General features: G+C 66.3%; 13 protein-coding genes. All 13 read right to left on the bottom strand.

The features are described 5' to 3' along the window. Nucleotides 1-5: 5 nt before the first annotated feature. The 13 genes from P8R42_17385 to mraZ all read right to left on the bottom strand — a co-directional run bounded on the left by P8R42_17385 (nucleotide 6) and on the right by mraZ (nucleotide 14,652). A complete protein-coding gene (locus tag P8R42_17385; GenBank protein MDG2306386.1) occupies nucleotides 6-935 on the bottom strand; it encodes an FtsQ-type POTRA domain-containing protein in 930 nt (309 codons plus the stop codon). Continuing rightward, entirely contained in the window at nucleotides 932-1,888 is a 957-nt protein-coding gene (locus tag P8R42_17390) for a D-alanine--D-alanine ligase (GenBank protein MDG2306387.1), read from the bottom strand. The genes P8R42_17385 and P8R42_17390 overlap by 4 nt, the downstream gene beginning before the upstream one ends. Then, nucleotides 1,885-2,823, bottom strand: coding sequence for a UDP-N-acetylmuramate dehydrogenase (murB, locus tag P8R42_17395; protein MDG2306388.1), 939 nt, complete (start codon nucleotides 2,821-2,823; stop codon nucleotides 1,885-1,887). Before murB ends, P8R42_17390 begins: the two co-directional genes overlap by 4 nt. Next, nucleotides 2,820-4,223 carry a UDP-N-acetylmuramate--L-alanine ligase gene (gene murC, locus P8R42_17400; protein ID MDG2306389.1) on the bottom strand — a complete coding sequence of 468 codons (1,404 nt, stop codon included), beginning with the start codon at nucleotides 4,221-4,223 and terminating at the stop codon, nucleotides 2,820-2,822. The genes murB and murC overlap by 4 nt, the downstream gene beginning before the upstream one ends. A 44-nt stretch (nucleotides 4,224-4,267) precedes the next feature. Next, nucleotides 4,268-5,359 (bottom strand): undecaprenyldiphospho-muramoylpentapeptide beta-N-acetylglucosaminyltransferase, encoded by a 1,092-nt coding sequence (murG, locus tag P8R42_17405; GenBank protein ID MDG2306390.1) that lies wholly within the window; start codon nucleotides 5,357-5,359, stop codon nucleotides 4,268-4,270. Nucleotides 5,360-5,384: 25 nt separating this feature from the next. After that, nucleotides 5,385-6,578, bottom strand: a complete 1,194-nt coding sequence (gene ftsW / locus P8R42_17410; GenBank protein ID MDG2306391.1) for a putative lipid II flippase FtsW — start codon at nucleotides 6,576-6,578, stop codon at nucleotides 5,385-5,387. After that, nucleotides 6,575-7,939 (bottom strand): UDP-N-acetylmuramoyl-L-alanine--D-glutamate ligase, encoded by a 1,365-nt coding sequence (murD, locus tag P8R42_17415; protein ID MDG2306392.1) that lies wholly within the window; start codon nucleotides 7,937-7,939, stop codon nucleotides 6,575-6,577. The genes ftsW and murD overlap by 4 nt, the downstream gene beginning before the upstream one ends. Before the next feature lie 2 nt (nucleotides 7,940-7,941). Beyond that, entirely contained in the window at nucleotides 7,942-9,018 is a 1,077-nt protein-coding gene (gene mraY, locus P8R42_17420) for a phospho-N-acetylmuramoyl-pentapeptide-transferase (protein MDG2306393.1), read from the bottom strand. A gap of 200 nt (nucleotides 9,019-9,218) precedes the next feature. Beyond that, nucleotides 9,219-10,766, bottom strand: coding sequence for a UDP-N-acetylmuramoyl-L-alanyl-D-glutamate--2,6-diaminopimelate ligase (locus P8R42_17425; GenBank protein ID MDG2306394.1), 1,548 nt, complete (start codon nucleotides 10,764-10,766; stop codon nucleotides 9,219-9,221). Further along, nucleotides 10,763-12,742 carry a penicillin-binding protein gene (locus P8R42_17430; protein ID MDG2306395.1) on the bottom strand — a complete coding sequence of 660 codons (1,980 nt, stop codon included), beginning with the start codon at nucleotides 12,740-12,742 and terminating at the stop codon, nucleotides 10,763-10,765. The genes P8R42_17425 and P8R42_17430 overlap by 4 nt, the downstream gene beginning before the upstream one ends. Beyond that, on the bottom strand, nucleotides 12,739-13,143 hold the full coding sequence (locus tag P8R42_17435; protein MDG2306396.1) for a hypothetical protein: 405 nt from the start codon (nucleotides 13,141-13,143) through the stop codon (nucleotides 12,739-12,741). The genes P8R42_17430 and P8R42_17435 overlap by 4 nt, the downstream gene beginning before the upstream one ends. Continuing rightward, complete coding sequence (rsmH, locus tag P8R42_17440) at nucleotides 13,140-14,096, bottom strand: 16S rRNA (cytosine(1402)-N(4))-methyltransferase RsmH (protein MDG2306397.1); 957 nt, start codon at nucleotides 14,094-14,096, stop codon at nucleotides 13,140-13,142. The genes P8R42_17435 and rsmH overlap by 4 nt, the downstream gene beginning before the upstream one ends. A gap of 94 nt (nucleotides 14,097-14,190) precedes the next feature. Further along, complete coding sequence (gene mraZ / locus P8R42_17445) at nucleotides 14,191-14,652, bottom strand: division/cell wall cluster transcriptional repressor MraZ (protein MDG2306398.1); 462 nt, start codon at nucleotides 14,650-14,652, stop codon at nucleotides 14,191-14,193. Between the last annotated feature and the right edge of the window lie 361 nt (nucleotides 14,653-15,013).

A 15,013-nucleotide genomic window follows, 5' to 3' on the forward strand; every position in this document is an offset into this window, starting at 1 on the left:
GGGAATCACGCCGTCCCTTCAGGTGCCCATTGGGCGACGACCGCCTCGGGATCGCGAACGTCCAACCGCCCCGAAAGGCCGGAAGGGGCTGCATGTCCCGAGCGCGCGGCATGAGAGACGACTCGCGAAAGCGAGACGAGCTTCGCATCCCAACTACCCCACCCTAGCCTCACCGAAAGCTGGCCGTCCGTGCTGAACACCAGCAAGTCCGGGTCATCGCCGGCAAGTGCGCCGGGTTCGATCGTAACCTCGGAAACGCCAATGCCGCCGTGCCCTCCTTCGAGTCGGGCGGCCAGCGCGATCGTCTCGCCAAGAACCCGTACGGGCAACCGGCTCGCATCGCCGAGCGACGGGTCCGCGCCAGGAGCGGGAGGTCCGAGCAACTCAGGATCGGCAGGCACGTCGCCGCGAGCTACGGTCACGATAGGCAACTCCGGGAGGTCGCCCGCACCGGGTCGCGCCATCTCGAAGAGGACACCATCGACGTCGGCGAGAAAGAAGCCGCGCTTATCGCGCACCACGACATCAGGCACGCGCTCTTCGACGGTAACCTCAATCCGATCGGGCAAGATGCGCCTTACATGCGCGTCCGCGATCGGCGGGTATCTCCGGAGGCTAGCCTCCAGGTCCCGTGGCGATGTCCGCCAGATGCTTCTCCCCTCCACCATTCCCAACCACGACCGCACCCGTAACGCCGAGAGTCTCTCGGTGCCTCGCACCTCGACTCCGCGCACGGCGAAGTACCGATGATCCATGCAGTAGCGCATTACTGGGCCTGCTGTAAAGCAAAGGAGCACGACCGAGCCCAAAAAAGCGGTGTTGCGAGGCTGCTTTGCAGCGGCCCACGCGTTCTCGACGAGCCGAGCGAACGTAAAGCGTCGTTCGATGACGGCCTTCCGACGACGCCGGCGCGGCGTCTGCTGGCGAAGCTTCATCCCCCCACCTCCATGCGCGTCTCGCGCACACCGAGCTCGGCACGATCGAGCAGCAGCTCGATCAGGTCGCCAAACCCGATCCCCACATGGGCCGCCATCGCCGGGAACCAGCCCAGTTCGTGCAGTCCCGGCAACGTGTTGACCTCTAGAATGAACATCTCGCCGTCCGGGCGCACGCGCAAGTCGACGCGACTGTACGCGCCGGCGAGCAGGGCACGGTGGCTCTCGAGAGCGAACTCGAGGACCGGCTCGTACCCATCTCCGAGCGGCGCGGGCAGGATGAACTCCTCCCGCCCCGCCGTGTACTTCACTTCATAGGTGTGAAAATCGTCGCCCAGAGCCACGACCTCCATCGCCGAGAGTGCGCAATCCTCCAGGATTGCGACCGTAATTTCCTGTCCCGGAATGAAGTCCTCGATCAAGACATCGGTGTCGAACAGCCGCGCCTCGGCGACCGCCGCCGCAAGACCCGCCGGCTCACGAACGAGAGACACCCCGTTACTCGAGCCCTCCCCGCGTGGCTTCACCACCACAGGATACTCCCGCTCCCACGCCGCCGTCTCTCCGGCGCCCACGAGTACCGCTGGAGCCGTCTGCATGCCCGCTCGGTCGAGCACTCCCTTCGAGAGCCACTTGTCCATCGAGAGCGCGCTGCCCAGAACGCCCGCGCCGGTGTACGGAATGCCGAGCACCTCGAGAAGCCCCTGCACGCAGCCGTCCTCACCGTAGCGACCGTGCAGGGCATTGAAGGCAACCTCGACGCCCTCTTTCGCGAGCGCACCGGCGATGTCGCGATCGACGGCGATCTCAGCGACGTCGTAGCCGCGCGCGGTGAGCACCTTGGTGGCCGCTCGCGCGCTGCGATCCGAGATCTCGCGCTCCGAGGAGAGTCCGCCGGCGAGCACGCCGACGCGCTTGCCGCGAAACCGGCCCTGAACCGCCGGCAGCTTCACGACGAACTCCAATCGCCGATGAGTTTCACCTCGGCCTCGAGCCAGACCCCGCGAGATTCCCAGACGCGGTCGCGAGTCCGATCCATCAACTGCCTGATGTCGGCCGCGCGCGCCTGGTCGACATTTACGATGAAGTTCCCGTGCTCGGCTGAGATCTGCGCCCCTCCCGACCGTTCGCCGCGAAGCCCGACTGCGTCGATCAACCGCCCGGCGAAGTCCCCGGTCGGGTTCTTCCAGATCGAGCCGGCGTTCGGGTGCCCCAGGGGCTGCCGCTTTCCCCTCTTCTTGCGCGCGTCGGCCGCTCTGGCGGCCAGCGCCTCGGAGTCGCCCCGACGAAGGCTGATCTCGAGAGCCGTCACGACGAAGCCCCTCGGCAGGTCGAGGTGGCGATACGCGAAGCGCAGCTCTTCGCGGGGCAATCGCGCCGGCCGCCCGGCGGCATCGACCCCACGCAGAGCCTCGACGACCTCGCCGATCTCTCCTCCGAAGGCACCAGCGTTCATGATGACGCCGCCGCCGATCGTGCCGGGAATCCCCTCGGCGAACTCGAGCCCCGCAAAACCACGGTCGAGCGTATCGACTACGAACCGCTTGAAATTGGCCGCCGCGCCCACGACGACGCGCGCGTCGTCCCCACAGATCTCCCATTCGCGACGGGCGAAGGATCGGCCAAGCTTCAGCGTGAGACCGCGAATGCCTTCGTCGCCCACAATCAAGTTCGTACCGCCGCCGAGCAGGAAGACCGGCATGCTGCGCCCGCGTGCCCACGCGATCCAGGTACCGAGCTCTTCGTCGGACTCGACCTCGCAGAAGAGATCGGCCGGGCCCCCAACGCGCATCGACGTATGACGGGCGAGGGATTCGTCCCTCCGGAGCTTGGCGCTATCAATGCCCGGCGGCATCGTGCAGTTCGTCGATGCAGCCGGGGCGCTCACTTAATCAGCCGAACCGTTCCTTGCGCACCGCCGCGCAACGCATCGAGCACGTCGTCGCCGGCGCGGATGATATCGCCGGCGCCGAGGAGCAACACGACGTCGTCGCCGCGCGCCACATCGGCGATTCGTTCCGGCAAAGTCTCGCGCGGGCCGACGAACGAAACGTCCGTATGCCCACGGCGCTTGATCGCGTTGACCAGGCTCTCACCGGAGACGCCCTCGATCGGCTCCTCGCCCGCAGCGTAGACGTCGGTGAGGAAGAGCACGTCGGCATCGTCGAACGCGTCCAGGAAGTCCTCGTGGAGATCGCGCGTTCGGCTGAACCGATGCGGCTGGAAGGCCACGACGAGGCGGCGGGCGAGTCCCTCCCGTGCGGCGCGCAATGTGGTGCGGATCTCTTCGGGATGATGACCGTAGTCATCGATCACGGTGATGCCCCCGACCTGCCCGCGCACCTCGAACCGTCGGTGAATCCCGCGGAACGCCCCGAGGGAACGTACGCACGTGCTGAACGGCACATCGAGCTCGGTTGCGACCGCGATCGTCGCGAGCGCGTTCTGCGCGACGTGGCGTCCGGGCATGCCGATCCGCACTTCCCCCAACTCGACGCCTCCGCGCACGGCGACGAACTTCGTGTCGAAGCCTTCCACGCGGAGATTCTTCGCCGTCACCTCGGCATCGGGCGACAGGCCATAAGTAAGAAAGCGTTTGCGAACGCGCGGGATCAGCGCTCGAACCCGAGGGCTGTCGATGCAAAGGATCGAGCGTCCGTAGAACGGCACCCGGTTGATGAACTCACAGAAGGCCTCGGCCGCCTTCTCGACGCTGCCGTAGTGATCGAGGTGTTCGGGGTCGATGTTCGTGACGACCGCGATCGTCGGCGAGAGAAGAAGGAAGGTACCGTCGCTCTCGTCGGCCTCGGCGACCATCAGGTCGCCCTGCCCCAGGCATGCGTTGCTGTCGAGCGAATGCACCTTGCCGCCGATCACGACGGTCGGGTCGAGTCCGGCTTCCGAAAGAATCCCTGCGAGAAGCGACGTCGTCGTCGTCTTCCCGTGGGTGCCCGCCACGGCGATGCCCGACTTCATCCGCATCAACTCGGCCAGCATCTCCGCCCGCGGGATGACCGGGATCCGGAGATCCCGCGCCCGTGCAACTTCCGGGTTCGCGAACTTCACGGCCGACGAGATCACGACGGCATCGATGTCCGACGTGATCCGCGTGGCATCGTGACCGAACGAGATGCTCGCGCCGCGCTCCTGCAACCCGTCGGTCGTCTCGCTCCGCGAGAGGTCCGAGCCGCTAACGGTGTAACCCAGCGTCAGCAGAACTTCGGCGATCCCGCTCATGCCGATGCCGCCAATGCCTACGAAATGGATCCGATGATGAGGTGCGCGCATGGTGAAGCGCGTTTTACCCGTCGGCGGTGCCGAGTGCATCCGGGTCATGCTCCCACCGCCGTGGAAAGGGGTTCCCCACCGGCCGCAAGGCAGATGTCGACCACGTCGGCCAGCGCCTGCGGCCTGCCGAGACTCCGCGTGCGTTCCCGGCGGTCGCGCAAGATCTCAGGATCCCGCCGCGCTTCTTCCAGACACGCGGTGATCCGTTCCTCCTCGAGGTCCTGGTCGAGGATCATCCAGGCAGCGCCGGCATCGACGAGCGCCTGGGCGTTTGTGCGCTGGTGATCGGCTGCGGCGTACGGGTACGGCACGAGGATCGCCGGGACACCCAGAACCGTCAGCTCCGCCAGCGTCGTGGCTCCCGAGCGACAGACCGCAACGTCGCAGGTTCGGTACGCGGCCTCCATGTCATCGATGAACGCGACGACGTCGGCCGGAACGCCGAGTTCCGCGTATCGGCGCGCGACCTGGGTGCAGTCCTTCTTCCCTGTCTGGTGCAAGACGTGGACACGAGCCCCAAGACCACCGATGGCACCCGGAATCTGCGTGTTCAGACGATGAGCACCCGCGCTTCCTCCGAATACGAGAACGCGGAACACGTCGCCGTCCTTCGCCTCGGCCGTGCCCTCTTGCGTCGTCGGCTTCCAGCGAATCGGATTCCCGGTGAGCCGGACGTTGTCGCCCAACTCGGTTCCCGTTTCCGGGAAACTGGTGCACACCGCCTGCGCGAACCGCGCGAAGAGGCGGGTCACGAGGCCCGGGCTCGCGTTCTGCTCCAGAAGAACGATTGGACACCCGCGCAGCACCGCCGCGGCGAGCGCCGGAAAGGCCGCGTACCCACCGACTCCGATGACCAGCGCCGGCTCGAAGCGTCCGAGGAGGGACCACGCGGCCACCAGACTCCTCGGCACCATCCAGACGGCGCGCAGCATTCCGCGAAGACCCTCGCCGAGGACGCCGCGTACGGGGAGAAGATCGACCTCGAAGCCGGCCCGCGGCACCGCCGTCCCCTCGATACCGTGATGGCTTCCGACGAACCGCACCTCGGCGCCCTTGCGGCGAACCAGTTCCTGCGCCACGGCAATCCCGGGGAAGAGATGACCTCCCGTGCCGCCCCCTGCGATCAGGACTCGCAAGGCCCTACCTCGTTTCCGTTCGCCGTCATCGCACCTCGCGCGACATGCCGAGGAGGATGGCGATCATTCCGACCGTCGTGACGAGCGAGCTTCCGCCGTAGCTGAGCAGCGGCAGTGGCATCCCCTTTGTGGGAAGACAGCCCATCACCACTGCGATATTCAGCGCCGCCTGCATCACGACGACGAAGGTGAACCCGAAGGCCAGGTAGCTCGTGAAGGGATCCCTTGCGCGGCTGGCGAGGCGAAACCCGCGCAGGGCGAGAATCACGAAGCCTAGCAAGACCAGCGCGCCGCCGATGAAGCCCATCTCTTCACCGATCAACGCGAAGATGAAGTCCGTGTGGCCCTCTGGGAGGTAGAACAGCTTCTGCTTGCTGTGCCCGAGCCCCACGCCGGTCACGCCACCGCTCCCGAAGGCGAGGAAGGATTGTACGAGTTGGAACCCCTTCCCCAGCGGGTCGTCCCACGGGTCGAGAAACGCCACCACGCGCTTCCAGCGGTACGCCGAAGAGAAAACCAGCAGAAAGCCGACACTCCCCCCGATCGCCCCGAGGCCCAGCAACTGACCCGGCCGAGCACCCGCGACGAACAGCATCGCGCCCGTGAGAAGCGCGAGAACGACGGTCGCGCCGAAATCGGGCTGCAGCATGAGGAGCGTCATCGGCACCAGCGCGACGAGCAGGTGCGGCAAGACTCCGTAAGTAAAGCTGTGAATCTTGTCGCGCTTCCGCGCGAGTGAATGGGCGAGGTAGAGAACGAATACCGGCTTCAACAACTCGGAGGGTTCGAACGTCACCCCGAGGCTGATCCAGCGGCGCGCGCCACCGCGCACCTGACCGATTCCCGGAACCAGGACGAACACGAGCAGGATGAGGACGGCGGCCAGAGCCGGGTACGCGAAACGGCGTAGGAGCGGCAGGGGTACACGCGACGCCACGACGCCGATCCCCACGGCCAACAGCAAGAACGTCGTCTGACGCATCGCCATCGCGTACGGATCACCGAAGCGCTCGCCCCCCAGGAAGAAGCTCGCGCCGAAGACCATCAAGAGTCCGAGGATCGCAAGAGCCGCCGACACGCCGAGCATCCAGCGGTCGACCCCGTGGGCCGAGACCACGACGGGCTGCTGCAGGAGCTGTTCGGAAACCGTGCCTCCACTCGGGGGTGCGTGCGCGGGCCCAAGTGCGAGCGGCTTCTGCCGGTGCGGCGAGGCAATCATCGAGGCATCCTCACGAGCGTGGCGAACGCATCTCCGCGCGCCGCGTAATTATCGAACTGATCGAAACTGGCGCACGCGGGCGACAGCAGGACGACATCGCCAGGCTCCGCGGCGTCGGCGGCCGCCTGCACGGCGTCCTCGAAGTGTTCGCGCACGACGAGCGGCGCGGCACCCTCCCAGCTACGCTCGATCAACTCGCGCGCGCTGCCGTACAACGCCACGCAGCGCGCCTTGCGCCCGACGATCACCCGCGCCAGATCGAAATCGCTTCCCTTGTCCTTGCCGCCGGCCACGAGGACCACGCGACCGTCCTCGAGACCCTCGAGAGACCGCATGAGCGCGCCGACGTTCGTCGCTTTGGAGTCGTCGACGAACCGCACACCGTGAACTGTGTGAACCTCCTGCATGCGATGGGGGAGCGGCGTGAAGGACTCGAGCCCCGCCTGAACGGCCGCGTCCGAGGCGCCCATGGAGATCGCGGCGAGAATCGCGGCCATGACGTTCTCCCGATTGTGCGCGCCCTCCAGGGGACACCTCTCCAGCGAGAAGACGCTGCGCCGCCCGCGAAAAGAAACGTGGATCGCACCGCCGCGCGGCTCGGCGCCGTCGCCTTCGAGGGGCGTGGAGCCGAACGTGACGACCGCCCCGGCCAACCCCGACGCCAGCGCCGCGACCCGCGGGTCGTCGCGGTTGAGGACGGCTACGTCGTCCTCCTCCTGCCGGGCGAAGAGCCGAGCCTTCACGGCGGTGTAGGTCTCGAGATTCCCGTGACGATCGAGATGGTCTTCGGTGACGTTCAGAAGCAGCCCGACCCGCGGCCGGAAGGCGTCGACCCATTCGAGCTGGAAGCTCGACACCTCGACGACAGCCACGTCCCACGAGCCGCGCAGCGCCTCGATGAGAGGCGTCCCGAGATTGCCGCCCGCGAACGTTCGCGAGCCCTGCTCTTCCAGAAGGTGCGCAATCAGCTCGGTCGTCGTGCTCTTTCCATTGGTTCCGGTCACGGCAACCATCGGCGCGTCGAGGTTCGCCGCCGCGAGCTCGATCTCACTCACCACCGGGATTCCGCGCTCCTCGGCTCGGACGAGGAGCGGCGCCGAGGCCGGAACTCCCGGACTCGGGACCACGAGATCGATTCCGTCGAGGACGTCGTCGGGGCTGCTGGACTCTCGGCGCTCCACGTCGGTAAGGTCGTCCGGAAGCGCGGCGCCCTTGGCCGGATCACTCACACGAACCGACGCGCCCTGGGTACGCAGGTAGCGCGCAACGGCGACCCCAGTCGTACCCAGGCCGACGACCAGCGCGTGCCGCCCGCCGATACCCGGGTGTGGCCTGCTGCGCTTCTCTTCCACCACGACCACGCCTACCTCAACTTCAGGGTGGCCAGGGCGAGGATCGCGCACACGACGGCGATGATCCAGGCTCGCACGATGATCAACGGCTCCGGCCAACCCAGCAGCTCGAAGTGGTGGTGAATCGGCGCCATTTTGAAGATGCGCTTGCCCCGCGTCTTGTACGAACCCACCTGGAAGATCACGGAGAGCGCTTCCATGACGAATACGGCGCCGAGAACCGGCAACACCAGCGCCTGCTTGCTCGCAAGAGCAACGACGGCAAGCGCCGCACCCAGAGGTAACGAGCCCACATCTCCCATGAACATCTGGGCCGGGTAGGCGTTGAACCACAGGAAGCCGAGCCCCGCGGCGACGAACGCCCCGCAGAACACCATGAGCTCGCCCGAACCCGCCACGTACTGAATCTGCAGGTAGTCGGCGAAGCGCGCGTTCCCGGCCACGTACGCGAAGATGCCGCACGTGCCCGCCGCGATCGTGACCGGCCCGATTGCGAGCCCGTCGAGACCGTCGGTGAGATTCACCGCGTTGGACATCCCGACGATCATGAAGGTGGCAAACGGAACGTACCACCAACCAAGGTCCGGCCGGACGTCCTTGAAGAGTGGAAAGTTGAGCGTCGTCGTGAAGTCGGGGCTCCCCGCGAGCAACGTGCTCACGACCAACGCGATCAGCACCTGCAGGCCGAACTTCGAACGCACCGAAAGCCCTTTCGAGTTCTGACCGCGGAGCTTCCGATAGTCGTCCACGAACCCGATCGCGCCGAAGCCCACTGTCGTGAGCAGAGCGAGCCAGACGTAGACGTTGTCGAGATCTGCAAGCAGCAGCGTCGAGAGGATGCCCGAGAACAGTATCAGCATCCCGCCCATCGTGGGCGTACCGGCCTTGGACAGATGGCTCTCGGGACCATCGTCGCGTATCTGCTGGCCGACGTTCTGGGACGTCAGCCACCGAATCAGCACCGGGCCGAGGACCAACGAGATGATCAACGCGGTCAACCCGGCCAGCAACGTCCGGAACGTGATGTACCGGAATACGTTGAACACCGAGTACGTGGTGTGGAGAGGATAAAGAAGCTGGTACAGCATTTCCCTCTCCCTACACCCTGGGACCCGGTCCGCGCAGCGTGCTCACCACCACCTCCGCACACTTCCTCCACACGCCTGCCGCGCGGCCCCGAATCCGACCGTACCGGAGGGGGGCGGGCCCTGAGTGCCCGCCCCCTTCGATACGAACCACCACACCACCACCACCGATCGTACGGCGCAGACGGCCTCCGCCTGCGTCATCACGCCGCCACTCCGAGAGCGCGGCGGATCTCTTCCCGATCGTCGAAGTGCGACTTCGTCGTTCCGACGATCTGGTAATCCTCGTGTCCTTTTCCTGCGATCAAGACGAGATCCCCGGCGCGCGCGACGTTCATCGAACGCTGAATCGCCGCGCGGCGCCCGGGCACCACCGCATACTCCACCCCACCCCGTTGCCCGAGCGCCTCTTGCGCGACGTGCGTGCAAGACGTCTCCTGCACGCCCGTCTCGATCGCCTTGATGATTTCGAGCGGATCTTCCGTCCGCGGATTGTCCGAAGTCAGGATGACGAGATCGGCCAGCCGGCCTGCGATCTCGCCCATGATCTTGCGCTTCCCGACGTCGCGGTCGCCACCGCACCCGAACACCACGATCAAGCGCTCTCGCGTGAGCGTCCGGAGGCTGCCAAGCGTGTGCTCGAGAGCATCCGGTTTGTGTGCGTAGTCAACGATGACGGCGAACGGCTGTCCCGCGCGAACCATCTCGAGCCGGCCAGGAACCGAGGCGCAGTCCGCGAGGCCTCGGACGATGTCGCCTGCGGGAATTCCGATCCGCCAGGCCGCCGCGGAGGCGGCCAGCAGGTTTTGAAGATGCGGCGTTCCGATCAGACCGGTCGCGAATGCGGCTCGTTCGTCTCCGAGAACGAGAGTGCCTCGCAGACCGTCGAGGTCACACTCGACGTCTTCCGCCGACACGTCCCCACCCTCACCGAACGAAACATGCGGCACCGTGATCTCCGCTGCGAGCCGCCGGCCCTCGGCGTCTGCGGCGTTCAACACCGCGAACGATTCCTTCCCGGAATCCGGCAGGACTTCGTGCAGCAGCCGAGCCTTCGCGGCAGCGTAGCTGCTCAGGTCCTCGTGGAAGTCTAGATGGTCGCGAGAGAGATTCGTGTACACACCGGCATCGCACGACGTCGCGTGGAGTCGGTCGAGAGCCAGGGCGTGCGACGACGCCTCCATCACCGCGTGCGTCACGCCGGAATCGACCATGCGACGCAGGAGATCCTGGAGCGCCACCGCGTCCGGAGTCGTGAGAGGGGCCGCCTCGCACTCATCCGCGAATCGATACTCGATCGTACCGATCAGCCCCGTCGGATGGCCCGCCGCCTGGAAGATCTTCTCGAGGATCCAGGCCGTGGTCGTCTTGCCGCTGGTGCCGGTAATCGCGACCAGGACGAGCTTCGTGCTCGGCCGGCCCGCGCGCTCCGCCGCCGCGGCCGCCGCGAACCGGCGCGAGGACGAGCAGGCGATCACCACGGCGTCACGCGCCGTCTCCGCCACGCGCTCCGCTTGATCTTCTTCGACGGCGATCGCGTGCGCTCCCGACGTCAGCGCGGCACCGACGAACCTCGCCCCGTCCTGCTCTTCACCCCGAATCGCGACAAAGAGATCTCCGGGCGTGACCTGCCGGGAGTCGATCCGCACGGAACCGATCGGTGCAGTCGGCTCGCCGTGCACGATCCGCGCATCCCCGGCAGCCGCCACCAGGTCGGCGACGGTCGAGGTCGATTCGACGGCGGAGCTCATGTCGACGGCTCCAACATCACGCGAACGACACCACCCTGCTCGAAGGCCGTACCCGCTGCCGGGTCTTGGCGCGTCACGAAGCCCGTCCCGAGCAGCTCGATGCGAAGCCCTGCAAGCCGGGCTCGCTCGATCGCACGTCGCAGACTGAGTCCGCGGAACGAAGGAATACCGCTCGGCTCCACGGGCTCGACGAACGACACCGTCGCCGCGACGGCCGGAAGGGGGGAGATCGGACGCGGCAACGGCGCCTCGAAACGCGGGCGGCGGCCAAGATGATCGAGGGCCCGCGCAGTAATCTCTCGGAAGATCGGCGCGGCGACGACGCCGCCGTATTTCACGCCCTGAGGGTTGTCGATCATCACGACCACGACCAGGGCCGGCTGTTCCGCCGGCGCGAAGCCGATGAAGGACGCGAGCCGCTCTTTTCCGTATCGCTTGGTCTCGCGATCGACCTTCTGCGCGGTACCGGTCTTGCCGGCCACGCGAACCCCCTGAATGCGCGCGTTCTTGCCCGTGCCCTCCGAGACGACGAGCTCGAGCATGTCCGTGACCGCGTAGGCCGTTTCCGGCCGAATGACCCGGTGCGAAGCCGCCTCGCGCTCACCGGGATCCCAGTCGAAGAGAACGTTTCCGCTCGAGTCGACGGCCCGCTCGAGCACGTACGGCTTGTAGAGGACGCCGCCATTCGCGATCGCCCCGAACGCCGCGGCGATCTGAATCGGCGTGACCGCAATGCCCTGCCCGAAGCTGATGTTCGCAAAGTCGATGTCCGCCCAACGGGCGGCCGGCCGCAGAATCCCCGCTGACTCGTACGGAAGGTCAATCGACGTCGGGCTCCCGAACCCAAAGCCGCGCAGGTAGTCCGAGAGTCGTTCCGGACCGAGCATGCCCGCGATCTTCGCGGTGCCGATGTTGCTCGAGAACTTCATGACCTCGGGCAGCGACAGAAGCTCGTAGCGATGGTGATCGTGAATGGTCCGACGGCCGATGCGGAACGCGCCCTTCTCGCAGTCGATCTGGTCCTCGAGACCGACGACGCCTTCGTTGTAAGCCGCCGCGATGGTCATCGCCTTCAAGGTCGAACCGGGCTCGACCGGATCCGTGACGCCGCGGTTGCGGCGCATTTCCGGCTCCGCGCTCCCGGGCCGATTCGGGTCGTAGGTCGGGTAGTTCGCCAGAGCGAGTACCGCGCCGCTGTGCGGGTCGAGAAGGATCGCAGTACCCGCCGACGCCCTCGACTTCTCGACACCAAGAGCCAGCTCCCGCTCGACCATCGCCTGCAATTGGGCGTCGATCGTGAGCTCGAGCTCAGCACCAGGCGCCGGCGCATCGTCGAAGTCCTCGCGGGCGTGATCGAAGCCCTGCGTGAGCATCGTGCGGCCGCGGCCGTCCCTCTCGAGCTGCAGCACGGTCTCGCGACCGCGCATCCAGCGGTCGTAACGAAGCTCGACTCCGTACCGACCGCGAAGCTCACTCCCCGCGGCGGTGCCGATGACGTGCGCCGCGAGCGTGCCCTTCGGATAGCGGCGACGGGGCTCAATGATGGTGTCGACGCCATCGAGATGCAGGCTCGCGATGGCCCGCGCCTGGTCACGCGTCACATGGCGCTTCAACCAGACGAACCCGGCCTTCTTGTTCACACGACGCTCGAGAGCCGGAATGCTCATGTCCAGAATCTCGGCGAGCTTCGGGACGACGTCTGCCGGGACCTGGTGATACTTCGGGCTCGCGTAGATCGAAGGAGCGCCGACTGTGAGGGCCAACGTGCGCCCACTGCGATCGAGGATCGACCCTCGCGACGCCGCCATGCGAAGCGTCTTTCGATGCTGACGATCTGCCTTCGCGGACAGCTCGGGACGCTGAACGATGGTGAGATGCGCCAGACGGACGCCCATGCCGCCGAACGCGGCTACGAGAACGCCCGCCAGCAGGAGGATGCGCCCGTTCGGGGTTCGCTCCGTCACCGCGACCGTCACCGCATCGACCTCCGTGTCGCGGAGGCGAGCTGCTTCGTGCGCAGATCGATGACCTGCCCCGCAGTCGGCTGTCCGAGCCCGAGACGTCGCTCGGCTTCGAGCTGGAGATGCTCCGTGCGAAGCAGGCCCGCGAGCTCATCGGCGAGTTCTTCCCGCTGCGTGTCGAGCCGCCGGTTGAGTTCGATCGCCTTGGAACGCTTGTAGCCGAGTTGCGCCACCTGGATCCCGGTCCACACGTGGAACGCGGCGGCGAGACCGATCGCGACACCTCCCACGAGGATCGCTCGATTGCCCGGACGCGACACGGGCGTCGTACTGCCTTTGGAAACCCGGGGGCGCTTCGTCGCCCGCGTCGTGCGCTTGGCAGCGGTCTTCTTCTCTTTCGCCGCCGCCGTGCTCACGAGTCGTCTCCCGCGTCTTCGAGCCACTCGATGGCACGCAGCCGCGCGCTTCGGGCGCGAGGGTTTCCTTCGATCTCTTCCTCGGACGGGGTCGCCACGCGACGGGTCAGCGCCTCGGCGCGCGCCTTCCCCCCGCACTGACACATCATCAGCGCGGGCGGACACACGCAGGCCTTCGCCCACAGCGCGAACGTCCGCTTCACTGGTCGGTCCTCGAGAGAGTGATAGGCAAGGATGACCACGCGTCCATGCAGGGAAAGCCGGTCTTGCAACGCAACGAGGAGCGCGTCGAGTTCCTCGAGCTCCCGGTTCACGGCGATCCGCAGGGCCTGGAAGGTGAGCGTCGACGGGTCGTGCTTGCGACCGCGCCGGGGTCCCACGGCACGATGAACGGCTGCGCGCAGAGCGCTCGTCGTCGCGGGCGATTCGTCGGCTCGCTTGATCGCACGTGCGATCCGGCGCCCCGCCGGCTCGTCACCGAGTTCTTTGATCAGAGTCCCGAGCTCGCTCACGTCGAGCCGCGCGAGCAGCTCCGCGGCGCTCTCCCCGTGGGTCTGATCCATTCTCATGTCGAGCGGCGCGTCGCTCTGGAAGCTGAATCCGCGACCGGCGTCGTCGAGCTGCATCGACGAGACGCCGAGGTCGGCGAGAATCCCATCCGCGTGGGTCCAACCGATGGAGTCCATCGCACCGGGCATCCCCGAAAACGGCGACTGGACCAGGTGCACCCGGTCGCCGAACGGCGCGAGCCGCGCACGCGCCTTCTCGAGCGCGACCGGATCTCGATCGATGGCCAACAGCTCGGCATCCGAAGGCGCCGCCTCAAGCAGCGCCTCCGAGTGTCCACCGAGCCCCACCGTGAGATCGATGAGGCGTAGGCCCGGGCGGGGCGTCGGAAGGAGGAGGCGGACCACGTCCGCCCGCATCACCGGCTCATGTTCGAGCCCATCCACCGCCCTCTCCTCCTTCCGTCGCGTCCCGCCCGGGTCGCCTTCGAGAAGGCCGGACGCCCAATCGGCGTCGCCCTCTCCATTGAAAACAGTTTGATCAGATCCCCAGGTCACCGAGGGCATTCCGGTTTTGGCGCATCATGTCCTGGTACGCTTCGACGATGTCCTCGTAGGCCTCGGAACGAAAAATCCGGATCTTGTTCCGCGAACCGACGAACGTGACCTCTTCCGCGAGCTTCGCTCGCGTCCGCAAACTTTGCGGAATCAGGATTCTTCCTTGCCCATCGAGCTGGCAGGACTGGGCCTGCCCGATGTACACTGACTCGAAATATGTTCGCGCTTCGCCAAACGAGCCGGTCATCTGGTCCAACCGGTCTCCCAGCTTCTCCCACTCGGGCATGGTGTAGAGATCCAGGCACGGGTTGGGATCGACGAAGTGGTACGTCACCATCACCTGCTTCTGCCCGAGCTCCTTGAGGAGCCCGCGATGGCGAGCCGGTATGGCCACCCGGCCTTTGTCGTCCACCGAGTTGTTGAATGTTCCTTCGAACGTCCGCATGGGAATAACCGCTCACTGTTCCCCACATTCCACCACTTTGGGTTTGGGCGTTTCGAATAGCCGTGTCAACAGGTTTGTGTGGGAATCCGCACCAACGAAAAACCTGCTGATAAATCAGTTACTTAGCTAAGGCGAACATAGGGCGTAGATCTGTTCTTCGGATCCGCCGACCGGCTGGATTGCTCACGGAGTGGGCAGCGCCGCCCTCCCCCACTCGGCAAACCTACGCAAACATCTGATTTTAAATCAGATTTTCCGCGTGGTGGGGCAGGCGCCCTGGAAATGAGATCCCGCGGTGGGGAGAGGCGCCTGGAGAATTCCGCCGCACGCGTGGGGGGAATTCCCTGTCCATCTGAATCAT

The sequence above is a fragment of the Candidatus Binatia bacterium genome, from assembly GCA_029243485.1.
In the GTDB taxonomy this organism is placed as follows: domain Bacteria; phylum Desulfobacterota; class Binatia; order UBA12015; family UBA12015; genus VGTG01.